The sequence below is a fragment of the Methylovulum sp. genome (assembly GCF_028687615.1).
In the GTDB taxonomy this organism is placed as follows: domain Bacteria; phylum Pseudomonadota; class Gammaproteobacteria; order Methylococcales; family Methylomonadaceae; genus Methylovulum.
Map to the genome: position 1 here is coordinate 1 of NZ_JAQTZU010000009.1, position 21,241 is coordinate 21,241.

Below are 21,241 nucleotides of genomic sequence, written 5' to 3' on the forward strand. Positions count from 1 at the left end.
ATGTGCCTGGAGCGATAAGGGGAATTGTTTTGGGCGTGAGATGGCGGCCTCCTTTCTTTAGTCTTTACTTTAAAGCTCAAGTATAATCCTATGCTTTAAATATGAAAACTTGTTGGGATTGGTATAAGTCCGTTGCCATAAGCCGCATTGACCGCTTTTTGTGGCTTTCCGATTTGTCGGACATGTTCCTTTCGTACCATTCGCGGGCGATCACTTCAAAGCTGTTTGCCGCGCTTTCGGCTTTGGATTGTTTAACGGCTTTTTTGTTTTCGTTGGGGTCGATACCGCCATCTATTTGCTTTTTGGCGGTATCTCGCTTTTCCCGCGCTTCCTTAAGCGAGGTGGCGGGATAAATGCCCAATGCCAAGGTTTTACGTTTGCCATCAAATCGGGTGTGTAGCGAAAGTATTTTGAGCCGTTGGGATTCACGAGCAAGTACATGCCCTTTTCGTCTTGTAGCTTGTAGGGCTTATCTGGCGTGGGTTTGGCGTTCTTTATGGCGGTATCTGATAGGGGCATGGCGGTATCAACTCCAGTCAATCTAAAGGTAGTCCCGCAATCGGAATGATTTGCAAAAAAGCAAGCGGTTAAAGCAGGGCCTACAAAAGGAGGGGCAAACGGTCTAAAATTGCTACTTTTTGCCCCGATGACCTACTGCCCCCACTGCCACGCCAGCTCCCTTGTCAAAAACGGCCGCCATCCCCGGACAGGGTGGCAAAAATACCGTTGCCAAACCTGTGGCCGCCAGTTTGTCCAGAACCCCAAGAAACAGCGTGTCAGCCTAGGACAGAAAAGCTTGATTGGCCGCCTGTTGCTTGAGCGCATCCCCTTGGCCGGTATAGCCCGTGTTGTCGGGGTTTCCGAGCGGTGGCTACAAAACTACGTGGACCGGCTTTATGCGCGGGTGCCCCGCCGGGTGGGGGCGAAGCCAAACCGAAGGACCGCCTTATGCCTGGAATGTGACGAACTGTGGTCGTTCGTCGGCAACAAAGGCAACAAACAATGGGTCTGGCTGGCTTTGGACAGGAAAACCCGCGCCATCATCGGCGTGCATGTCGGCGACCGCAGCCGGGCGGGCGCCCAAGCCTTATGGGACTCGCTGCCTGAAGCCTACCGGGAATCGGCTGTCTGCTACACCGACTACTGGGAGGCCTACCGCCTGGTCTTCCCGGAAGACCGCCATGTCGCGGCAGGCAAAGACAGTGGTTTCACCAACCACATCGAGCGCTTCAACAACACCCTCCGCCACAGGGTTTCACGCCTGGTCAGGAATTCACTGGCATTTTCCAAAAAACTGGCCAACCACATCGGTGCCATCTGGTTTTTTGTCCATTACTACAATTTGTCTAGGCTTGACTTTTAACAAATCATTCCGATTGCGGGACTACCAATCTAAATATACCGCCACTTATACCGCCACAAATGGCGGTATGTCAATGTATCCCGTTGCACTTCGTTGGACAACAAAAAACCCGCTAAGCCTTATGACTTGCAGGTTTCTGTACTTCGTTGCACCCTGTTAGATGCTTGTATGGCGGAGAGGCAGGGATTCGAACCCTGGGAGGGGATCAACCCTCAACGGTTTTCAAGACCGCCGCATTCGGCCGCTCTGCCACCTCTCCAAGAAGCCGTCCATAATATACAGAAGCATAAGAAAAGTCAATCCCGGATTGTTTTGATTTGTTCATCAAAGAATTAGGCTATGTCACCGTTAATTGTTGAAAATTTTTTACTTTCGGAGCAAAGCCTTATTTAATGCAGATTGTGGCTTTCGCTCAAAGCCACGTCATTTAGGGCTTCCACAATTAACGGTGACATAGCCAAGAATTATAACTATTCCCAACAAAAAACGGGTGCTGTGGCACCCGTTTTAACATCCGTATTATTAAACCATCCTGCGATTAATCATGATAAGCCGATTCGCCGTGTTCAGAAACATCAAGACCGATGCGTTCAACTTCTTCACTGACACGCAAGCCAATGACCATATCGACAATTTTGAAAGCCACAAAAGCGACAGCACCTGACCAGATAATGGCAACACCTACGCCCCATGCTTGGTTCATCACTTGTCCGACCATGTCGTATTCTGGCGCTACGGCATTGGCGACATAATCCCATATCCCCGTACCGCCTAATGCCGGGCTGGCAACAACACCTGTACCTAATGCGCCGATAATACCGCCGACACCGTGGACTCCGAAAGCATCTAAAGAGTCGTCGTAACCTAGCATAGTTTTCAAGCTAGATACTGACCAGAAACAAACCGCTCCAACCAGCAAGCCTAAGAATATCGAACCCATCGGGCCTGCCCAGCCACACGCTGGCGTAATGGCAACCAATCCGGCAATGGCACCTGATGCGCCACCCAACATACTGGGTTTACCGCGCATCAGCCATTCCGCCGCTATCCAAGAAAGGGTTGCCGCCGCAGTTGCCAATAAGGTGTTGACAAAAACCAGGGCAGCAAGGCCGTTTGCTTCCAGGTTTGAACCGACGTTAAAACCAAACCAGCCGACCCATAATAATGATGCACCGACCATCGTTAAAGTAACGCTGTGCGGGGCCAAAGATTCTTTTTTATAACCAATACGTTTGCCAATCATGATACAGCCAACCAAACCGGCGATACCGGCGTTGATATGTACAACCGTACCACCCGCAAAATCCAGCGCGCCTTTTTGGAATAAAAATCCGGCAGTTGCACCGGCAGTTTCAGCCGCCGCCGCATCGGTATACGCATCCGGGCCAGCCCAATACCAAACCATGTGCGCCATTGGCAAGTAAGCGAAAGTAAACCACAGGAAAATAAACAGGATAACGGCTGAGAATTTTACCCTTTCGGCAAAAGCCCCAATGATCAATGCGGGCGTGATTCCGGCAAAAGTCAATTGGAACGCGACGTAAATATATTCTGGTATGTAAACGCCTTTGCTAAAAGTCGCCGCCATCGAATCCGGCGTAATGCCGCTTAGGAACATTTTACCCAAGCCCCCAAAGAAAACGTTGCCTTCAGTAAAGGCGACGCTATATCCATAGATTGCCCATAAAATAGCCGTCATCGAGAAAATAATAAAAACCTGCATCAAGATCGACAACATGTTTTTCGCACGTACCATACCACCGTAAAACAATGCCAAACCGGGAATGATCATCAAAATGACCAATACGGTTGAAATCAAGACCCAGGCCGTATCACCTTTATTTATGGTAGGAGCAGGTGCTGGATCGGCAAAAGTGGCCTGAGCGAAACCGAGCAAAGCCAATACTAGAAAAGCACCTAAAAATTGTTTTTGTAGTTGTTTCATTTTCTCTCCTTAGCCTACAGTGCTTCATCGCCGGTTTCACCGGTACGAATCCGAACAACCTGTTCTAAATTAGTTACAAATATTTTACCGTCACCGATTTTGCCGGTATTGGCAGCCTTAGTGATTGCCTCCACAGCCGCATCGACCAAGCTTTCGCCCACCGCCACTTCAATTTTGGCCTTCGGTAAAAAATCGACAACGTACTCGGCTCCACGATAAAGCTCGGTATGGCCTTTCTGACGACCAAAACCTTTGACTTCGGTTACGGTGACACCAGACACCCCTATATCTGAAAGCGCCTCACGGACATCATCCAGTTTAAATGGTTTGACAATTGCGGTTATAAGTTTCATTTCATCCTCTTTGCATGTAGTAACGATTCGTGATTACTAAAGCACGGACTATGCCAAATATTAACTTGAATTAACGTGCTTATTGTCTGGTAGTTTTTGTTACATCGGCCCATATATCGCACTAAATTGGTTCGTTTTGTTATTTTTTGATTCAAATTAGTGCAATCTGGTATTTTTTTTCGGCACGATACCAATTATAATTCGCTAATCACAAGCACCAATACAACCCTCACTCAAATCATTGACGCTGACTCTTTGTTTATTAGGATTTTCCTTGGATGGTTCTGCACAACCTCAAGTAGCCCAATTATCAGACGTAAAAAACTGCCAATATATTAAGCAAATTGAAGGCGGGTCAGGTTATGGCAAAAATTTGACTGGCAAAGAAGATAGCGCCCACCCACATAGTGTGGGAGCGCTTTGATCTGGTGGGAGGTTTTAACGGGATTGCAGTAGCCAAGGCTTACCGCTGTCAATCTTGATCTATTACGGGGAGCAAAAAACACGCCCAAAAGCGTATTTTTTGCTGAAACGCTCGGATTATTTAGAATGTCACAGTAAAATCGGTTGAGAAAGTGATCTGATCTGTAACAGTTGTTGATCCAGGTTGACCGGGATTGCCGTGGACAACAAAAGGCGAGTAGCCGTGAGAGTCGCCAACAATATCATAGCGAATATTTGGACGTAGCCTTAACCACTCTTTAGGTTTCCATGTTACACCCGCAGTAAACTCATAATAGGTTGCAGGGGCGCAGGTAGAAAGATAGCTGCCTGCCGCCGCATAACTAACACCTTGATTATCAGTTGCCGCACCGATTCTTCCAGGTGAGCAAACCCGCAAGCCATTTTGATCGCGGAACCACTCTGCACGGACACCCACAACAACAGTATCACTGACATCATAGTAAAGATGTGAGTTGATGCCATACCACTCAGCATCCAATGAATTTGGCGTCCCAGTAGCAAAATCGTAGGTTTTATCCGCAAAACCATGGTCATGTTGCAAAACCAGATGTGTTTTCTCATTAATGTTATGCTTTAAAACCACGCTATACAAAGCCCATGGGGCGCTGCTGGTCTCAGATGTATCACCATAAGTACCGGCAATATTCAAAGATGTCGCTTTGTCAGTAGTGGTATAGGTGGCCCCCATCAAACCCGACCAATTGCCCAATTGCCGGTCCCAACCGCCATCCCAGCCGCCAGTCGCGCTACCAGTAACCAAGCCGCCCATGACAGCCCAGTTATCATCCACCGTATAATTACCCATAACGCCAGTGTGCGTAAAAGGTTCGCCATATTGCATGGTATAAGCATGGGTATAAAAGAAATTATCAGGAGCAGGAACGGTTTCGTAACCAATCGGTGTATAAAAATGACCGACCTTAAGGTTCAAACCGTTTCCAACAGGCACATAACTTTCCAAATAGGCTTGTGGTAACGCTATATCATAGAATCGGTTGCTATTGCTGCCAAGCATACTCAAATCCCAATCGCTCCGTTGTTGCGATAATTGAGTATCGACATCCAGTGACGGAACGCCGTAAGCTTGAGTAAAAATAGAATCAGTACCATACATAAAGTCGAAACGCCCACCGAAATCCCATTTGTCCCCCTCAGTCGCCACAGCCCGCTGAATGAACACATTTAACTGATTCAACTGAAATTCACTGGCACGGTCACCAAATGTCACGGGACCATTAAAATTATCAGAAGGCTCATTGCCATTGTAAGTGACACCACCATTAGCCCAAGCACCAACGACAAAACCGGAATGGTCCAGTACACTTTCAATTTCTTTATAAGCACCACTAGCATTGGCCACATTTAGCCCTACTGTCGCTGATAAAATACTGCTTATTGCCGCAAACAATATTTGATTCTTACGTTTTAAAATAACTTTCATCTTGTAACCCTCTCTTATAAGGTCTGAATATTAATATTTGTTGCAAATAGACAACACTTTTAGTATTTCAGCATAAAACACTACTTATGAAAAAGCACTTTACATGCCATATATTTTTTCAAATTAAAAACAATGAATTATAATAATATAACTTGTGAAAAATTACCCGGAAAGCTATTTTTTGGTGCAATAAAACATATTTAGCTCTATTTTTGTGCGCAGTAAAGTTGCCTATTAACTACAGCAACAACAAATGTGGCATAATTTATTAACGACACCAAATTCACTCTTTGCAAAATAAAATCATCAAAATCACTATTAACACCCACCCAAAATGCAACTTAATCAGGCAACATTTTTTTATTGGCTAAGCCAGCAAAAAAAATGTTATCGTTATTGGCGCTCGGCATAAAAGCTGACCCCATAATAAACACAAAAGACAACCCCAACTAGGAGACTAATAATGTCTGTAAAACATGTACTGAAAATGATCCAGGAAAACGACGTAAAGTTCGTCGATTTTCGTTTTTGCGATACCCGTGGCAAAGAACAGCACGTCACCTTTCCTGCCCACACTATTGATGAAGACACTTTCGAAGACGGCAATATGTTTGACGGCTCTTCCATCGCAGGCTGGAAACACATCAACGAATCCGACATGATCCTCATGCCCGACCCGTCCACGGCGGTGATGGATCCTTTCTATGACGACAATACACTGATCATCCGTTGCGACATCATCGAACCTAAGAACATGCAAGGTTACGAACGTGACCCACGTTCATTGGCAAAACGCGCCGAAGCTTATTTGAAATCAACTGGCATTGCCGACACGGTATTCTTCGGCCCGGAAAACGAATTCTTCATTTTCGACGACATCCGTTGGGGTTCGGACATGAGCGGTTCGTTTTACAAAATCGACTCGCAAGAAGCCGGCTGGAACTCTGAAAAAGTCTATGAAGACGGCAACATCGGCCACCGTCCTGGCATTAAGGGCGGTTATTTCCCCGTGCCACCTGTCGATTCATTGCAGGATATGCGCTCTGCCATGTGCTTGACCCTGGAACAATTGGGCATGATGACCGAAGTTCACCACCATGAAGTGGCGACGGCGGGCCAATGCGAAATCGGTGTTAAATTCAATACCTTGGTCAAAAAAGCCGACGAAGTGCTGGGCTTGAAATATGTGGTTGCCAATATCGCCCACGCTTACGGCAAAACAGCCACGTTCATGCCAAAACCAATGGTTGGCGATAACGGCAGCGGCATGCACGTCCACCAATCGCTGGCTAAAGACGGCGCTAACCTGTTCTCTGGCGACTTGTACGGCGGCCTGTCTGAAACCGCGCTTTACTACATCGGCGGCATCATCAAACACGCCAAAGCCTTGAACGCATTCACCAACGCGTCAACCAACAGCTACAAACGCTTAGTACCAGGCTTTGAAGCCCCTGTCATGCTGGCTTACTCGGCACGTAACCGTTCCGCATCCATCCGCATCCCATTCGTCAGCAATCCCAAAGGCCGCCGTATCGAAGTGCGTTTCCCTGACTCCACCGCAAACCCCTATTTGGCCTTCTCCGCCATGTTGATGGCTGGTCTCGACGGCATCCAAAACAAAATCCATCCAGGCGAAGCGATGGACAAAGACTTGTATGACCTGCCACCAGAAGAAGAAAAAGCCATCCCACAAGTTTGCCACGCTTTCGACCAAGCTCTGGATGCGCTGGACAATGACCGTGAGTTTTTGACTCGCGGCGGCGTTTTCACCGACGACGTCATCGACGGTTATATCGAACTGAAAATGCAGGAAGTGACTCGTTTGAGAATGAGCACCCACCCTGTCGAATTTGATATGTATTACAGCTTATAGCCATTACAAACCCCACAAACCGATATTGGAGGCTTCGTGGGGTTTTTTTGTAGCTTGACTCTGATTGGCCAATCAGCAATCGGAATAGAAAGTTAAGCGGGTTTTCAATAAGTTTCAAAATTTGCTGGCGACAATAGTCTTATTTTAGGGCAACGAAAGCCCTAAAATAAGACTATTGTAATACCAGTATAACTAATTGAAAATTAAATATTATTTGTAAAATTTTAAGATTCCCGCCACTTACTTATCCCATCGGGAAAGTTGGCATACACTTTAACTTAATGGACGTGAAGATTAAGGGGATGAGGAAACATTACATTGATTACCTTAGGGCCATCGCAATTCTTGCCGTCATAAGCGTTCATATTTCAAGGATTTTATACAATGGTTTTGGCAACATTGATATGTTGGATTGGTGGGTTGCAAATCTTGTCAATGCCGCCTCACGCTTTTCAGTACCATTGTTTATCATGATTTCAGGGGCAGTACTTCTTGGAAAACCACAAAATACCGTTGAATTTTATAAAAAAAGATGGCTTAGGTTATGCCCTGCAATCATTTTTTGGACCTTGTTCTATTTGGGGTTTGATTTTTATAAAACTCTGGATTTAGGCAAATTAATCTGGTATTTGAAAATAGGGCTATTGCTGGAAGGACGCGCCTCAAACCACTTATGATTTTTGTCCATGTTTGCCTGCCTGATGATTTTTACGCCATTTATCAATAAATTCCTGATTGGTGAGAAACCAACTCCGGCCGACATGTTAATTTTGCTAGGGATAATGTTTGGCTTTTTTATGCTCAACCAAATATCCACGCTAACGCATTTGGCCTTCGGCAAACCAATTCATTGGTTCACTATTTTTCCTTGGTACTTTGCCTATTTTATTGGCGGTCATTACTTGGACAAGCACAGTGACAAAATCAGATTATCCAACACCGCTATTATTCTGCTGATCATCATGCTAATTTTGCTAGGTGCCGTGCTGAATTATTATGCGGCCTTGGCGGGTATCGTTAAAGATTATTTCATCCTTGACAATACAGCCCCGTTAGTTTTCCTCATTACTTTTTTGATTTTCCTATTTGTAAAAAAACCACGAGGCGATTCTGCACGAAAACCGCACAATATCAGTTATGTCTGAAGCCTCTTTTGGTGCGTATCTGATCCATCTGGTGTTTATCAATGTCCTCAGTACCCAGTTGCCCGCTTATCAAACCCTATTAGGGCTATACTTGCCCGCCGCAATAACCTTAACCGCATTTATGTCGTTCATAACGGCTTGGTTGCTCCGCAAAATTAAAGCCTTTAGGCTAATTTGTTGAATTAAAATAATTTTTAATTCAACAAAATATGTGCCAGGCAACGATAAACACTACGACAACGCTTCCTTGACAGTCAACCGTCATTAAACAACTCCTAGCAATTTATGGATTCCACAGTTATGCTGGTTTTCGTCTTTTTCCAAAACCAATAATAAGAGCCTAATTTTTGCTTGCAAAAGCACATTTTCAAATGATGATATTAATTGTTTCATAAGTAATCGCACCATAAATTTTAAAATTGGTCTTGCGATTACTTATGAAATAATTAATAACTTATTGATTGGATGTATTAATCGTCCCATAAGTTCGCGCACACTAGGATGAGAATACTGTGCGCGAACTTATGGGACGATTAATACAATGCAAAATTGACCATTTTTCGTGAACCAGGATTAATTTATGGAAAACTGCTTCAAAATAAACCAACCCTATGTGGTCAGTGAGCTGATTGACGGCGAATGCGTCATCATGAACCTTAAATCAGGCAATTATTACAGCGCCCGCAGTTCAGCAGTGATATTGTGGACAGCAATTGAAAATGGCACAGCCCAATCTGGTTTGGTTGCAAAAATGGCAGCGGCTTATGAAGCGGATGCGTCGGTTATCGAACAGGATGTGAACGAATTTATTGATACCTTATTCGCCGAGGGCCTGATAAACCGTGTCGAAGACCATGCCGATGCGGCCCCTTCTGAAATATCCGCCACAAACCATCGCTTGCCTTATTCCAAACCACACCTTGAAATATTTGCGGATATGCAGGACTTATTGTTGTTGGACCCAATCCACGATATTACGGATGCAGGTTGGCCAATCGCCAAACCGACCCGCCCGGCAAATTGATAGGTCTATTGCGATGGATCGTCTATCACTATCAGAACCAGTCAATGTCCCGGATCTCCAAGACACACCATCCACTATCAGCGTCATATTAATCGTCCGCAATGGTGCAGATTATATTGCCGAAGCCCTAACCAGCGTTTACCAATCATATCTGCAACCACTCGAAATCATTGTTGTTGATGGGCATTCCAGTGACGATACCGTTGCGGTTGCAAGCCAATTCCCAAAAGTTCGCATACACCCACAAACATCCTTTGGTATACCCAGTGCCTACAATGAGGGCATCGCCCAAGCCCAAGGCGAATTTATCGCTTTCATTTCCCATGATGATATTTGGCTACCCCATAAATTGGACATACAAATTGCTTATCTTCAAGCTTATCCAGATATTGGTGCCACATTAGGAATGGTTAAACATTTTCTTGAAGCCGGCAGGGAGCCACCTGAAGGTTTTCGTGTGGAATTGCTGGAAAAAACCCATCCAGGCTGGATTATGGAAGCCTTGGTCGCGCGGCGCGGCTTGTTTGCCCAAGTTGGCCGCTTTGATGCCAGTTTTGCTGTCGGTGAAGACAGTGATTGGTTCGCCCGTGCAATTGATGCCGGATTAGCCCCTGTCGTCTTACCGCAATTGCTGGTGAGAAAACGTATCTATGGCGGCAATGCTTCACTTAATGCCGATACTAACCAGTTATTATTACGTGCTTTACGGGCATCCATCCAACGGAAACGGGCAAGCTAATGGACAACCACTATCCCAATCGGGTGAGTGTCATCATCCCCTGCTATAACGCCGCTCTATATTTGCGTGAAGCTCTCGACAGTGTGCTTGGGCAAACCCATAAATGCCATGAAATCATAGTGATTGATGACGGCTCCACGGACGGCAGTGCTGCGATAGTGGCAAGTTACGGTTCGGCAGTGACGCTAATCCGGCAACAAAACCAAGGCATTGCCACTACCCGCAATGAGGGGCTAAAACGGGTGCAAGGTGATTTGGTTGCTTTTCTTGATGCCGATGATTACTGGCCTGCCGATAGTGTGGCGGCACGTTTGGTCAGGTTAATGGCATCCACAGAATTGGAGGGTGTCTTTGGTTTAATTGAAGCGTTTATCAGCCCTGAATTATCTGAAGCCCAAAAGCAAGAAATTACCGAAGTGCCCGCTGTCCAAGCCGGACGGGTTGCAGGAGGCCTATTGGTAAAGCGGCAAGCCTTTGAAAAAGTGGGCGGTTTCAATACGGATTTACAAGTTGGTGAAACGATGGATTGGATTGCCCGGGCCCAAGAGCACGGCATCCGTTTCGGGCAAATTCCTGGCATCGTCTTGCACCGACGCATCCATACTGTCAATACCGTCAGAAAGGCCCAGCGTTTGCAGGCGGACTATCTACAAGTCCTACATGCCGCAATACGGCGGCGGAGGGCATTGGCAACCCATACTGAGGAGAAACTTTAGTGGCGGGGCAACATTATCGGCATCAAGGCCATTTATGGCCAGCCACTGAGCAACACGTTTTGTTGCAAGCGGCTTTGCTAGATGGCAAACAGGCATTAGATGCGTTTGCCCAATGGCGGGCTAAGGTCGATTGGGAAGATGAACTGGGTTATCCGACTTTGCGCCTGTTACCGTTGGTTTACCATAACCTGTTGCGTTTGCAGTTGGATGACCCGCTGATGGGGCGGCTAAAAGGCGTATATCGGCGGTTTTGGTGCGAAAACCAGACACTGTTTTTTTTAATTGCAGCCTTTATAAAACATCTTCAGGAAAATGGCGTGGACGTGTTGTTGCTCAAAGGCGCACCTTTAGTCTTGGGATATTATAAAAATCACGCCTTACGGCCCATGTCGGATATTGACCTCGCCGTACGCCCTGAGCAATTGCCCCGCGCTTTGGCATTGCTTAGGGAGCTTGATTGGGACGCAGGCCCCATGCCTTCCCCAGAAGACTTGCGCTATCAGCACGCCGTCGGCTGTTTGCGTGATTTTGAAGAACCGTTGGATGTGCATTTCCATATTGCCCGTGACTGCATGAACTCGATGGATGACGATTGGTTTTGGGCAGACATTGAGCCAATGGATTTTCAGGGCATCCCGGTTTGGCAGCTTGCCCCTACCGCGATGCTGTTCCATACCATTATCCACGGTGTGCGGTGGAATGAAGAAACACCTGTGCGTTGGATTCCTGATGCAATAATGGTTCTTAGGCAACGCGGGGATGAAGTGGATTGGCCTAAATTGCTGGCTTTTGCCGATTCCCAAAGGCTGACCCACCGTTTGGCATTGGGTGTGGGCTACTTGTCCACTGAATTTGGCTTGGAACTGCCCGAAACAGTGACGGCGCATCTTCGTGCTTACCGCTCCGGCGGTCTCCGAGAACGAATCGAAAACACCATCGTTCTAGGTGCGCGTAGCCGCTGGTACACGCATCCGTTGACCAAACAATGGGTCTTTTTTGCCGAGTATTGCGGGTTGACTGAAATGGACAGGCCCTGGGCATTTTTAATCGGCTTCTCCCATTATTTACGTTACCGCTGGGGCTTGCGGGGACGTTTGGAAATTTTGCCAACCATTGCACGGGGCTTATGGCGGCGTATCGCGTGAAAAAGCAACCCATCCAGCAGTTAAAATCCAAACTCGACCTATTTGACCCAGAAGCAGTCCGCTTATTCAGACACTATTATCGTGGCTGTTGGCAACGCCTGTTGGTTTATGGCGTAATTTCATCCTTACAATCCCTGCTCGTGCTGCCCATCCTGTTCATGATCCGGCAAATCTTTGACCAAGCCTTGCCACAAGGCCGGGTGGACATTTTAATGTATTTAGGGGCGGGCATTGTCGGTATCCGTTTGTTGCAAAGCGGTGTAGTTTTATGGTTGCGGGCTTTTGTCCTGACGGTCATTAAAAACGCCATGCACCGCTTACGCCGTGATTTGCTGACCCGATTGGCTGTTTTGTCGAGAAATTATTGTAGCCACGCCGACATCGACCAATTGCACAGCCGCATCGTGTTGGACAGCGAACGTTTTGACAATCTCAGCAACCGTCTGTTGTCGAGTATGCTCCCAGCCGCGTTGACCAGCGTGGTGTTGGTTTCCGTTTTGTTGCTGATAAATTGGCAGTTGGTGGCCTTGACCATCTTGGTTTTGCCGCCATTACTTTGGTTATCAAGAGATTTGGGCCGGGCAATCAAAAAGGATGTCAGCATTTTCCAATTGGCTTTTGAGGCATTCAGCAAACAAACCCGTTTTGCTTTGCGGCAAATGGACTTGATCCGCCTGAAAGCCTGTGCCGACCAAGAACAGGCGCGCCAACGCCAGTGCATTGACGAATTGAACACGACAGGCAAACGCATGGCGATGAGTTTTGCTTGGCATGGCCAAATGCAACGCAATCTGACCGGATTGGCAGGCATTATGATTATGGTCGCCGGGGGTGCGCAGATTGCCCAAGGTTTGATGACCCTGGGGGATTTATTGATTTTTTATGTCGCCGCTGGCTTATTGAACGGGCAAGTCGATAACCTGAACAGCGGCTTGCCGGAACTGCTTGCCGGCAACGAATCTTTGCTCAAATTGCACGGCGTGTTACATGACGGCGAACTTGAGCCATACCAAGGCACACAAGCTATTGAATTCGATGGTAGTTTTAGCCTACAGGCGGTCAGTTTCGCCTATGGTGAGCATTGGGTATTGCGCACGATCAATCTTGAGGTGCGGCGCGGCGAAAACATTGCCATCGTCGGGGCCAATGGTGCTGGCAAAACGACGCTGATCAATTTGCTGGTTGGGTTTTGCAAGCCGCAACAAGGGGTGCTGTATGCCAGCGGTGTGGCTTATGATGACGTGGATATGGCAAGCTTGCGCCGTTCCATGGGCGTGGTCATGCAAAATCCCCCCATATTTTCCGGTACGATCCTAGACAACCTTTGTTATGGCCGCCCCAACGCCAGCCAGGAACACATACAACAAGCCTTGCGCTTGGCTTTGGCAGAAGATTTCATCAACGCCTTGCCTGACGGTTTGGATACTGAAATCGGCGAAGGCGGCATGTTGTTATCGGGCGGCGAACGCCAACGCTTAGGGATTGCCAGTGTGCTCTTGGGCAACCCGGCATTATTGATATTAGATGAACCCACCAATCATTTGGACGCTGGCACCATCAGCGTTTTAATGCACGGACTGATGGCAATGCCCAATTGCCCTACCGTGGTGATTATCAGCCATGACCCTGACGTGGTGGCTTTCGCAGGCCACATTTATCATTTGCAACAAGGCCAGCTTAGCCCAGCGCTTGCCCCATCAAACAAATCTGCAAATCTTTAAGGAAACGCTTATGGAAGATGCCCATCCCGCCGATACGCCCGCTATTCCTGAAGCGGTCCAACAGACATTTTTTGACCAAGTCCTAAATTGCGCCTTGCTAGCCGAGCAACGGGCCGGGGCGGTTGTCCGCCATTTGCAGTTGGCAGGCACATTTATCCGTGTGGTGTATGCTGGTGACACGCTGTACCGGCTTTTTAGTCCGGCACTGGCGCATCTGGAAGCTGAAATCCCAAATTTACCGGATATCACCTTCCATATTTGGGATAGCATTTCCACGCAAATTGATATGCCGCCTCCGCCCGTTCCCCAACATTGTTTTACGGATCGGGGTGACATTTGGGGTATGAACAGCCCGCGTATCCGCACCGCTTTCCACTGGATAGAATGTTCGGTGAATTTGATGGATTTGGAACAAAAGGAAGCCGTTTATTGGGTAAAAGATGCCAGCACGATCCCTTATTGGTGCGAAGCTTCACCTTTGCGGACTTTGTTTCACTGGTGGATGGAAAAACAAGGTTGCCAGTTGCTCCATGCCGCCGCACTGGCTGACGGGGAAAATGCGGTGCTCATCACGGGCAAAGGCGGCGTTGGCAAATCGACAACGGCCTTAAGCTGTTTGGCGGCAGGGATGCATTATCTGGCGGATGATTATTTGGTGGTGGGATTGTCGCCCGAACCGCGTGTTTATAGCCTTTATACAAGCGCCAAATTGGTTTCCGGACAATTGCAACATTTCCCACACTTAGCCCCTTTGGTCACCAACATGGCTTATCTTGATGAAGAAAAAGCCGTGGTGCAATTATGGCCCGCCTACCATCCACAACTGTGCCGCTCCCTGCCGCTTAAGGCCGTGGTCACACCTTGCTTTGGCGCAACGGGCGAAACCGTTTTTGCCCCGATTGGTTATGCCGAGGTGCGTAATGCCGCCGCTTTCACAACGCTATCGCAATTACCTTATGCGGGCGGCAAAACCTACGCCTTCATCGACAAAATGCTCGCGAGTGTGCCTTATTTGAGCATGGTGTTGGGGCATGACTTAGCCGCTGTTCCCCGCTCAATCAGACAATTGCTGGCGACCAGCCCATCTGGATTGGCCAAATTGGCAATAGCCGCTGAAAACCATATTGCAGCATCCAAGCCCTTAATCAGTGTCATTATCCCGGTTTACAACGGCGCCCATTTTTTGGCCGATGCCGTCAACAATGTCTTGACGCAACACTATCCTTCCTTAGAAATTATCGTCGTTGATGATGGCTCCACCGATGACATTGAAGCCGCCGTGGGACAACTGCCTGTGGATGTGCGTTTTTTTCGGCAAGAAAACTCAGGTGCGGCATCCGCCCGTAACCGGGGTATCAAAGATGTGTCGGGCGAAATGCTGGCTTTTTTGGATGTCGATGATTTATGGCCGGAAGGCAATTTGCTGATGCTGGCCGATATGCTGATGGCCGACCCTGAATTGGATATGGTGCATGGTAAAGGCCACACACTGGTGAAAAATGCCGAAACCCAAAATTATGAGTGTGCTGGCAATCCAAACGAATCATTCCCTTATTATATCGGTGCGGGCCTATATCGGCGCAGCGCGTTTGCAAAAATCGGTTTGTTCGACACCGAATTGCGTTATGCCGAAGATACCGACTGGTTTAACCGTGCCGCAGAATTGCAACTGAATATTGCCCATCTTGAATCGGTGACGCTGCACGTGCGCCGTCACGGCCACAATATGACAGCGGGCAAAACTTTGGTGGAGCTGAACGTCTTGCGGGTCTTCAAAAAAACCCTGGACCGCCAACGCGCCGCCGCACAATTGGTTACTGAAAATCCCGACCAACATGAAAATATCTGAAAAACTGCCGGCCCCATGTTCGGCTGTATTGATTAGATTTTCTTGGCTCATTTTAGGATCACACTCAATTCAGAACAATATAACTATTCGCCCATATTTAGTGCAACTATTTCACTACCCGTTTGGAGTAATCTGCCGCACACCATAACGCCCCGAATAGGGGCGTTTTTCTTAGCCACAACCGCTTCAGGCACACTATGCACTAAGTTGGCACCATAAAAACGCCCCATTCTGGGGCTTTTTTTATGGTCTCGATTATACTGACGCCAATAAACACACCCCACGCCAGACCAATGCGTCACTCATACACGCGTTTCCGTCTCTATAATTATTGGTCTAATAATTGCTTAAATTATAAAGTAACTCAAAAAGGGCTTAGCATCACTTCATGTACAAACGCATACTCGACCATCTAAACACCGCCATACTGCTATTTAACCGTGACTTAATCCTCATCTACATCAACACGGCCGGGGAAATCTTGCTGGCGGACAGTGCCCACCATCTGGTCGATCAAAACGCCTGTGATTTGTTTAAATCATCCGACCCGGCACTGCTACTTAATTTGAAACAATGCCGGGTAATGGAAGAGCCTTTAGTCGAACGCTCATTGACGCTTGGGCGCATGGGCCAAAACGTAACGATCAATTTGAGTGCAACACCATTTTTAAATGAAGAAGGGATGATTGAAATTCTATTTGAGCTGCAACAAGTGGACACGCATTTGCGCATTTCCAAAGAAGAACGCTTGTTGACCCAACAAAACACCGCAAGATTGTTGGTGCGCGGTTTGGCGCATGAAATAAAAAACCCTTTGGGCGGCCTGCGCGGGGCGGCGCAATTGTTGGATTTGGAATTGCACGATCCCGAACTGAAGGAATACACACAGATCATCATTGCAGAATCTGACCGGTTGCAAGGCTTGATGGACAAAATGCTCGGCCCGAACAAATTGCCTAATAAGAAAATCTTGAACATCCACGAGGTCTTGGAACGGGTCAGGCAGTTGGTGCATGTCGAATCCAGTGGCAATTTGATGATTAAAAACGATTATGACCCCAGCATCCCGAATATCCTCGGCGACAAGGACTTGCTCATCCAAGCGATTTTGAACATCACCCGCAACGCCGTGCAAGCCACCGAAGGCAAAGGCCATATTGTCATTAAAACCCGTATCCACAGGCACATGACCATAGGCCGCAAACACTACAAATTAGCCGCAAAAATTGACATTATTGATGATGGCCCTGGTATAGACGCTGATATGTTGAACCAAATTTTCTACCCCATGATTACGGGACGGTCAGAAGGTACCGGGCTAGGTCTGTCTATTGCCCAATCATTGATCAATCAACACAACGGCATTATTGAATGCAATAGCGAACCTGGAAACACCGTATTTTCAGTTTTTTTACCCGTGGAGAACGGTAATGAATAAGCCCGAAACCGTCTGGATCATTGATGACGACAAATCTATCCGCTGGGTCGTTGAAAAAGCCTTACAAAAGGCCGCTATCAACACGCGCAGCTTTTCCGGCGCAAAAGAATTGCTGGGGGCACTGGAACACGGTACGCCGGATGCCTTGATCACCGATATTCGTATGCCCGGCATGGATGGTCTGGAGCTATTGCAAAAAGTCCAACTCAGCCACCCTAACCTGCCCGTGATTGTCATGACCGCCCATTCCGACTTGGAAAGCGCCGTGTCGGCTTTTCATGGCGGTGCGTTTGAATATCTGCCGAAACCGTTCGATATAAAAGAAGTGGTTGATCTCGCCCGTCGCGCTTGCATTCATGGACGGCAACAACATTCCAACGTCGAAGAACAAACTACGTTGGAAGCCACGCCGGAAATTATCGGCGCCGCGCCCGCCATGCAGGAAGTGTTCCGCGCCATCGGGCGGCTGGCAAAATCGCATATCACCGTTTTAATCAACGGCGAGTCCGGCACGGGTAAAGAATTGGTCGCCAAAGCACTGCACCGGCACAGCCCACGCGCCAAAAATCCGTTTATCGCGCTGAACATGGCGGCGATTCCTAAAGATTTGATGGAATCGGAATTGTTCGGCCATGAAAAAGGCGCGTTTACCGGCGCGGCGGCGCGGCGTTCAGGGCGGTTTGAACAGGCCAATGGCGGGACGCTGTTTCTCGATGAAATCGGTGACATGCCTGCCGAATTGCAAACCCGGCTATTGCGGGTCTTGGCGGATGGCGAGTTTTATCCGGTCGGCGGCCATGCCTCTATCAAAGTCGATGTCCGCATCATTGCCGCCACGCACCAAAACCTGGAAGTGCTGGTGCAGCAAGGCCGTTTTCGGGAAGATTTGTTCCACCGCCTCAACGTCATCCGCATCCACATCCCGCCATTACGCGACCGGAAACAAGACATACCATTGTTATTACGGCATTTTTTGAATCAGGCCGGACAAGAATTGAACACCGAAATCAAGATCCTGAAACCCGATGCGGAAGCGTTTTTAAGCACCTTGGAATGGCCGGGCAACGTCAGGCAATTGGAAAACATTTGCCGTTGGTTGACCGTCATGGCAACGGGCCGGGAAATCCATCTGCATGATCTACCGCCCGAATTATTGAACACGCCCGCCGAAAAATACAGCGCGGGTTCTGACTGGGAATCTTTGTTAAGGTCTTGGGTGGACCAGCAATTGCTCAACAAAGAAAGTGAAGTCGCCAAACAGACCATACCTGCCGTAGAAGCCATTTTGATCAAATCAGCGTTGAATTTTACCCACGGCAAACGCCATGAAGCCGCGATTTTGCTGGGTTATGGACGCAATACCCTGACGCGGAAAATCAAGGAACTGGGGATTGAAGATTAGTGGTGGCGGGCAAATACGCTTGCCCGCTCCACAATTTATTTAAAGGTTATTTAACCGCAAACAGCTTTTCTCTCGGCGCATCAACCGACCACAGTTTTTCCAATTGGTAAAATTCGCGGGTTTGTGCGGTCATGGCGTGGACGATGACATCCCCCAAATCCAACAAAATCCAGTCAGAACCCAAATCCCCTTCCATACCCAATGGCTTGCCGCCTTGCTCTTTCACGGCTTGGGCGACATGTTCACACAAGGATTTCAAGTGCCTGTCGGATGTGCCCGTGACCAGCACCATGTAATCGGTGATGCTGGTTTTGTCTTTGACATCTATCGCCGTAATATACTGCCCTTTACGTTCGTCCAAAACGGTTTGGACGATTTTTAATAATTCTTCTGTTTGCATTAATTACCTTTGAAATGAAATGGCCTGAAGGTCATCCAGGCGATTGATAAAGCTGGTGCTGGTGGATGTATTCTATAACGGCATCGGGTAACAAAAAACTCGGGTCTTGTTGTCTGGCGATGCCGGCCCTGATTGCCGTTGCGGAAATATCCAGCGCGGTCACGGCTTGAAAAACCAGGTTTCCGCTTAAACATTGCCCCAGCCCGCCAATGTCCTGCGTAAATCTGGCTTGAAAAAAACCATCAAGCACCGGCCTGTTAAAACCAGGCCGGGTCATGACCACAATATGCGCGTAATCAAAAAGTTGCCGCCAACAATGCCAGTTTGTCAATTGCTTAAAAGCATCGTTGCCGATAAACAGCAATAATGGCTGGCTTGGAAAATCCCTGCGTAAAGAAGCCAAGGTGTCCACCATAAAAGATTTGCTAGTAGGCCGTTGTTGATGACGCTCAATTTCGCGGCGGTCACAAACCAGCCCCGCGTGGTTTTTTATTGCCAGTTCAACCATCTGCGCCCGCAACAACGGGGGCGCCGAGGGCGATTCCCGATGCGGCGGATTGGCACTGGGGATTAAGCGGACATGCTCAAGGCCGAACAGTTCTTTGGCTTCAACGGCGCACCGCAAATGCGCGTAATGAATCGGATCAAACGTCCCGCCCAAAATACCGATCATATATTAATTGTTTCATAAGTAATCGCTCCTTAAATTTCAAAATTGTTCCAGCGATTACTTATGAAACAATTAATAACTTATTGATTGTATGTATGTGTGTGTCTCATAAGTTCGCGCACAGTAGGATGAAATTACTGTGCGCGAACTTATGGGCCAATTAATACTGCCGGATATGCCCGTCACCCAGGACGATAAATTTTAACGAGGTCAGCCCTTTCAGCCCCACCGGGCCACGGGCATGTAGCTTATCGGTGCTGATGCCGATTTCCGCACCCAAACCGTATTCAAAGCCGTCAGCAAAACGCGTGGAGGCGTTGACCATCACCGAACTGGAATCGACTTCACGCAAAAAACGCCGCGCCAGCGTGTAATCTTCGGTCACTATCGCTTCGGTATGTTGCGAGCTGTAGCGATTGATATGTTCAATCGCTTGGCCGATGCCGTCAACAATGCGGATGGATAAAATCGGTGCCAGATATTCGGTATGCCAGTCTTCTTCCGTAGCGCGTTTGCATTCGGGAATCAGGGAGCAGGTTTTCAGGCAGCCGCGCAGTTCCACGCCTTTGTCCAAATAAATTTTCGCCAATAACGGCAACACGCGATGGGCAATGCTTTCGGCCACCAGCAAGGTTTCCATCGCATTGCAGACCCCATAACGGTGGGTTTTTGCGTTGTCGGCAATCCGCACCGCCTTGTCGATGTCAGCATGGCCGTCAATATAGACATGGCAAATGCCGTCCAGATGCTTGATCATCGGAATCGTCGCTTCCTTAGTGATGCGCTCGATCAGGCCTTTCCCGCCACGCGGAACAATAATATCGACATATTGGTTCATCGTGATCAGCTCACCGACAGCGGCGCGGTCAGCGGTGGCGACAATTTGCACGGCGGTGACCGGCAAATCCGCCGCTTGCAAACCTTGGGCAATACACGCGGCTATCGCCTGGTTGGAATGTATCGCTTCCGAGCCGCCGCGCAAAATACACGCATTGCCAGATTTCAGGCATAAGGCCGCCGCATCAATCGTCACATTGGGGCGCGATTCGTAAATGATGCCGATCACGCCCAAAGGCACCCGCATTTGCCCGACCTGGATACCGCTGGGGCGATAGCTCAAATCAGTGATCTCCCCAACCGGGTCAGGCAATGCGGCGACTTGTTTCAAGCCTTCTATCATGGTGTTGATGGTTTTTGGCGTTAAGGCCAAACGTTCCAGGGCCGCTGCGTCCAAGCCATTGGCTGCACCTGCCGCCAAATCTTTTTGATTTTCTGTTGCCAACAGTTCACGGCTGTTTTCAATCGCGTCGGCTATCTCCAGCAACGCCCGGTTTTTTTTGCCCGATTCAGTCCGGCCAAGCTCCCGTCCGGCTTGCTTGGCGTTACGTCCAAGCGTTTGCATATAGTCTTTAATAGCCATTTTCTCGCCCACAGTTTGGAGTTTAACCGAAGATTATAAAGGCTAATTTATCACATTAACAGGGAAAACTAGCTTAAGTTACTGATTTTGCGTTTTTAATGGCATTAGTTTTTGCTCATGGATCAGCCTGTT

19 protein-coding genes, 1 tRNA gene and 1 pseudogene are annotated in these 21,241 nt (G+C 48.1%); 13 read left to right on the forward strand and 8 right to left on the reverse strand.

Going from position 1 to position 21,241, the window contains the following annotated elements; genetic code table 11:
- Positions 1-88: 88 nt before the first annotated feature.
- A pseudogene (locus PHH59_RS16925) lies at positions 89-519 on the reverse strand (Arm DNA-binding domain-containing protein).
- 127 nt (positions 520-646) lie between these two features.
- Here PHH59_RS16925 and PHH59_RS06955 point away from each other — a divergent pair.
- Positions 647-1,363 carry an IS1 family transposase gene (locus tag PHH59_RS06955; protein ID WP_300013258.1) on the forward strand — a complete coding sequence of 239 codons (717 nt, stop codon included), beginning with the start codon at positions 647-649 and terminating at the stop codon, positions 1,361-1,363.
- A 169-nt stretch (positions 1,364-1,532) separates the two neighbouring features.
- On the opposite strand, the gene PHH59_RS06960 is transcribed toward PHH59_RS06955, so the two are convergent.
- The 4 genes from PHH59_RS06960 to PHH59_RS06975 form a co-directional block, all read right to left on the reverse strand.
- A tRNA-Ser gene (locus PHH59_RS06960) sits at positions 1,533-1,622 on the reverse strand.
- A gap of 279 nt (positions 1,623-1,901) precedes the next feature.
- Positions 1,902-3,308 (reverse strand): ammonium transporter, encoded by a 1,407-nt coding sequence (locus tag PHH59_RS06965; protein ID WP_300013261.1) that lies wholly within the window; start codon positions 3,306-3,308, stop codon positions 1,902-1,904.
- Between the two features lie 14 nt (positions 3,309-3,322).
- Entirely contained in the window at positions 3,323-3,661 is a 339-nt protein-coding gene (locus PHH59_RS06970; protein WP_300013264.1) for a P-II family nitrogen regulator, read from the reverse strand.
- Positions 3,662-4,205: 544 nt separating this feature from the next.
- Positions 4,206-5,567: a porin gene (locus tag PHH59_RS06975; protein WP_300013267.1), complete on the reverse strand. Its 1,362-nt coding sequence runs from the start codon at positions 5,565-5,567 to the stop codon at positions 4,206-4,208.
- Positions 5,568-6,030: 463 nt separating this feature from the next.
- Here PHH59_RS06975 and glnA point away from each other — a divergent pair, with 463 nt between their 5' ends.
- From glnA to ntrC, 12 genes are all read left to right on the forward strand, one after another.
- Positions 6,031-7,440, forward strand: a complete 1,410-nt coding sequence (glnA, locus tag PHH59_RS06980; protein WP_300013270.1) for a glutamate--ammonia ligase — start codon at positions 6,031-6,033, stop codon at positions 7,438-7,440.
- Positions 7,441-7,742: 302 nt separating this feature from the next.
- Complete coding sequence (locus PHH59_RS06985) at positions 7,743-8,117, forward strand: acyltransferase family protein (protein ID WP_300013273.1); 375 nt, start codon at positions 7,743-7,745, stop codon at positions 8,115-8,117.
- 9 nt (positions 8,118-8,126) lie between these two features.
- On the forward strand, positions 8,127-8,585 hold the full coding sequence (locus tag PHH59_RS06990) for a hypothetical protein (RefSeq protein WP_300013276.1): 459 nt from the start codon (positions 8,127-8,129) through the stop codon (positions 8,583-8,585).
- On the forward strand, positions 8,578-8,766 hold the full coding sequence (locus PHH59_RS06995; RefSeq protein WP_300013279.1) for a hypothetical protein: 189 nt from the start codon (positions 8,578-8,580) through the stop codon (positions 8,764-8,766). Before PHH59_RS06990 ends, PHH59_RS06995 begins: the two co-directional genes overlap by 8 nt.
- A gap of 399 nt (positions 8,767-9,165) precedes the next feature.
- On the forward strand, positions 9,166-9,609 hold the full coding sequence (locus tag PHH59_RS07000; RefSeq protein ID WP_300013282.1) for a PqqD family protein: 444 nt from the start codon (positions 9,166-9,168) through the stop codon (positions 9,607-9,609).
- 13 nt (positions 9,610-9,622) lie between these two features.
- Positions 9,623-10,348, forward strand: coding sequence for a glycosyltransferase (locus PHH59_RS07005; RefSeq protein WP_300013285.1), 726 nt, complete (start codon positions 9,623-9,625; stop codon positions 10,346-10,348).
- A complete protein-coding gene (locus PHH59_RS07010; RefSeq protein ID WP_300013288.1) occupies positions 10,348-11,064 on the forward strand; it encodes a glycosyltransferase family A protein in 717 nt (238 codons plus the stop codon). Before PHH59_RS07005 ends, PHH59_RS07010 begins: the two co-directional genes overlap by 1 nt.
- Positions 11,064-12,209 (forward strand): nucleotidyltransferase family protein, encoded by a 1,146-nt coding sequence (locus PHH59_RS07015; protein WP_300013291.1) that lies wholly within the window; start codon positions 11,064-11,066, stop codon positions 12,207-12,209. Before PHH59_RS07010 ends, PHH59_RS07015 begins: the two co-directional genes overlap by 1 nt.
- Positions 12,206-13,930, forward strand: coding sequence for an ABC transporter ATP-binding protein (locus PHH59_RS07020; protein WP_300013294.1), 1,725 nt, complete (start codon positions 12,206-12,208; stop codon positions 13,928-13,930). Before PHH59_RS07015 ends, PHH59_RS07020 begins: the two co-directional genes overlap by 4 nt.
- A gap of 10 nt (positions 13,931-13,940) precedes the next feature.
- Entirely contained in the window at positions 13,941-15,779 is a 1,839-nt protein-coding gene (locus PHH59_RS07025) for a glycosyltransferase (protein WP_300013297.1), read from the forward strand.
- A 388-nt stretch (positions 15,780-16,167) separates the two neighbouring features.
- Positions 16,168-17,217, forward strand: a complete 1,050-nt coding sequence (glnL, locus tag PHH59_RS07030; RefSeq protein ID WP_300013300.1) for a nitrogen regulation protein NR(II) — start codon at positions 16,168-16,170, stop codon at positions 17,215-17,217.
- Complete coding sequence (gene ntrC, locus PHH59_RS07035) at positions 17,210-18,619, forward strand: nitrogen regulation protein NR(I) (protein ID WP_300013302.1); 1,410 nt, start codon at positions 17,210-17,212, stop codon at positions 18,617-18,619. Before glnL ends, ntrC begins: the two co-directional genes overlap by 8 nt.
- Before the next feature lie 46 nt (positions 18,620-18,665).
- On the opposite strand, the gene rsfS is transcribed toward ntrC, so the two are convergent.
- From rsfS to PHH59_RS07050, 3 genes are all read right to left on the reverse strand, one after another.
- Positions 18,666-19,019 carry a ribosome silencing factor gene (rsfS, locus tag PHH59_RS07040; protein WP_300013304.1) on the reverse strand — a complete coding sequence of 118 codons (354 nt, stop codon included), beginning with the start codon at positions 19,017-19,019 and terminating at the stop codon, positions 18,666-18,668.
- Positions 19,020-19,050: 31 nt separating this feature from the next.
- On the reverse strand, positions 19,051-19,692 hold the full coding sequence (gene nadD, locus PHH59_RS07045) for a nicotinate-nucleotide adenylyltransferase (protein WP_300013307.1): 642 nt from the start codon (positions 19,690-19,692) through the stop codon (positions 19,051-19,053).
- 157 nt (positions 19,693-19,849) lie between these two features.
- Positions 19,850-21,109, reverse strand: coding sequence for a glutamate-5-semialdehyde dehydrogenase (locus PHH59_RS07050; RefSeq protein WP_300013310.1), 1,260 nt, complete (start codon positions 21,107-21,109; stop codon positions 19,850-19,852).
- Positions 21,110-21,241: the final 132 nt, after the last annotated feature.

What these genes read in the sequence shown, in the direction of transcription:
- PHH59_RS06955 (WP_300013258.1), top strand. Translation starts at nt 647, where the DNA reads ATGACCTACTGCCCCCACTGCCACGCCAGCTCCCTTGTCAAAAACGGC.
- PHH59_RS06965 (WP_300013261.1), bottom strand. Translation starts at nt 3,308, where the DNA reads ATGAAACAACTACAAAAACAATTTTTAGGTGCTTTTCTAGTATTGGCT.
- PHH59_RS06970 (WP_300013264.1), bottom strand. Translation starts at nt 3,661, where the DNA reads ATGAAACTTATAACCGCAATTGTCAAACCATTTAAACTGGATGATGTC.
- PHH59_RS06975 (WP_300013267.1), bottom strand. Translation starts at nt 5,567, where the DNA reads ATGAAAGTTATTTTAAAACGTAAGAATCAAATATTGTTTGCGGCAATA.
- glnA (WP_300013270.1), top strand. Translation starts at nt 6,031, where the DNA reads ATGTCTGTAAAACATGTACTGAAAATGATCCAGGAAAACGACGTAAAG.
- PHH59_RS06985 (WP_300013273.1), top strand. Translation starts at nt 7,743, where the DNA reads ATGAGGAAACATTACATTGATTACCTTAGGGCCATCGCAATTCTTGCC.
- PHH59_RS06990 (WP_300013276.1), top strand. Translation starts at nt 8,127, where the DNA reads ATGTTTGCCTGCCTGATGATTTTTACGCCATTTATCAATAAATTCCTG.
- PHH59_RS06995 (WP_300013279.1), top strand. Translation starts at nt 8,578, where the DNA reads ATGTCTGAAGCCTCTTTTGGTGCGTATCTGATCCATCTGGTGTTTATC.
- PHH59_RS07000 (WP_300013282.1), top strand. Translation starts at nt 9,166, where the DNA reads ATGGAAAACTGCTTCAAAATAAACCAACCCTATGTGGTCAGTGAGCTG.
- PHH59_RS07005 (WP_300013285.1), top strand. Translation starts at nt 9,623, where the DNA reads ATGGATCGTCTATCACTATCAGAACCAGTCAATGTCCCGGATCTCCAA.
- PHH59_RS07010 (WP_300013288.1), top strand. Translation starts at nt 10,348, where the DNA reads ATGGACAACCACTATCCCAATCGGGTGAGTGTCATCATCCCCTGCTAT.
- PHH59_RS07025 (WP_300013297.1), top strand. Translation starts at nt 13,941, where the DNA reads ATGGAAGATGCCCATCCCGCCGATACGCCCGCTATTCCTGAAGCGGTC.
- glnL (WP_300013300.1), top strand. Translation starts at nt 16,168, where the DNA reads ATGTACAAACGCATACTCGACCATCTAAACACCGCCATACTGCTATTT.
- ntrC (WP_300013302.1), top strand. Translation starts at nt 17,210, where the DNA reads ATGAATAAGCCCGAAACCGTCTGGATCATTGATGACGACAAATCTATC.
- rsfS (WP_300013304.1), bottom strand. Translation starts at nt 19,019, where the DNA reads ATGCAAACAGAAGAATTATTAAAAATCGTCCAAACCGTTTTGGACGAA.
- nadD (WP_300013307.1), bottom strand. Translation starts at nt 19,692, where the DNA reads ATGATCGGTATTTTGGGCGGGACGTTTGATCCGATTCATTACGCGCAT.
- PHH59_RS07050 (WP_300013310.1), bottom strand. Translation starts at nt 21,109, where the DNA reads ATGGCTATTAAAGACTATATGCAAACGCTTGGACGTAACGCCAAGCAA.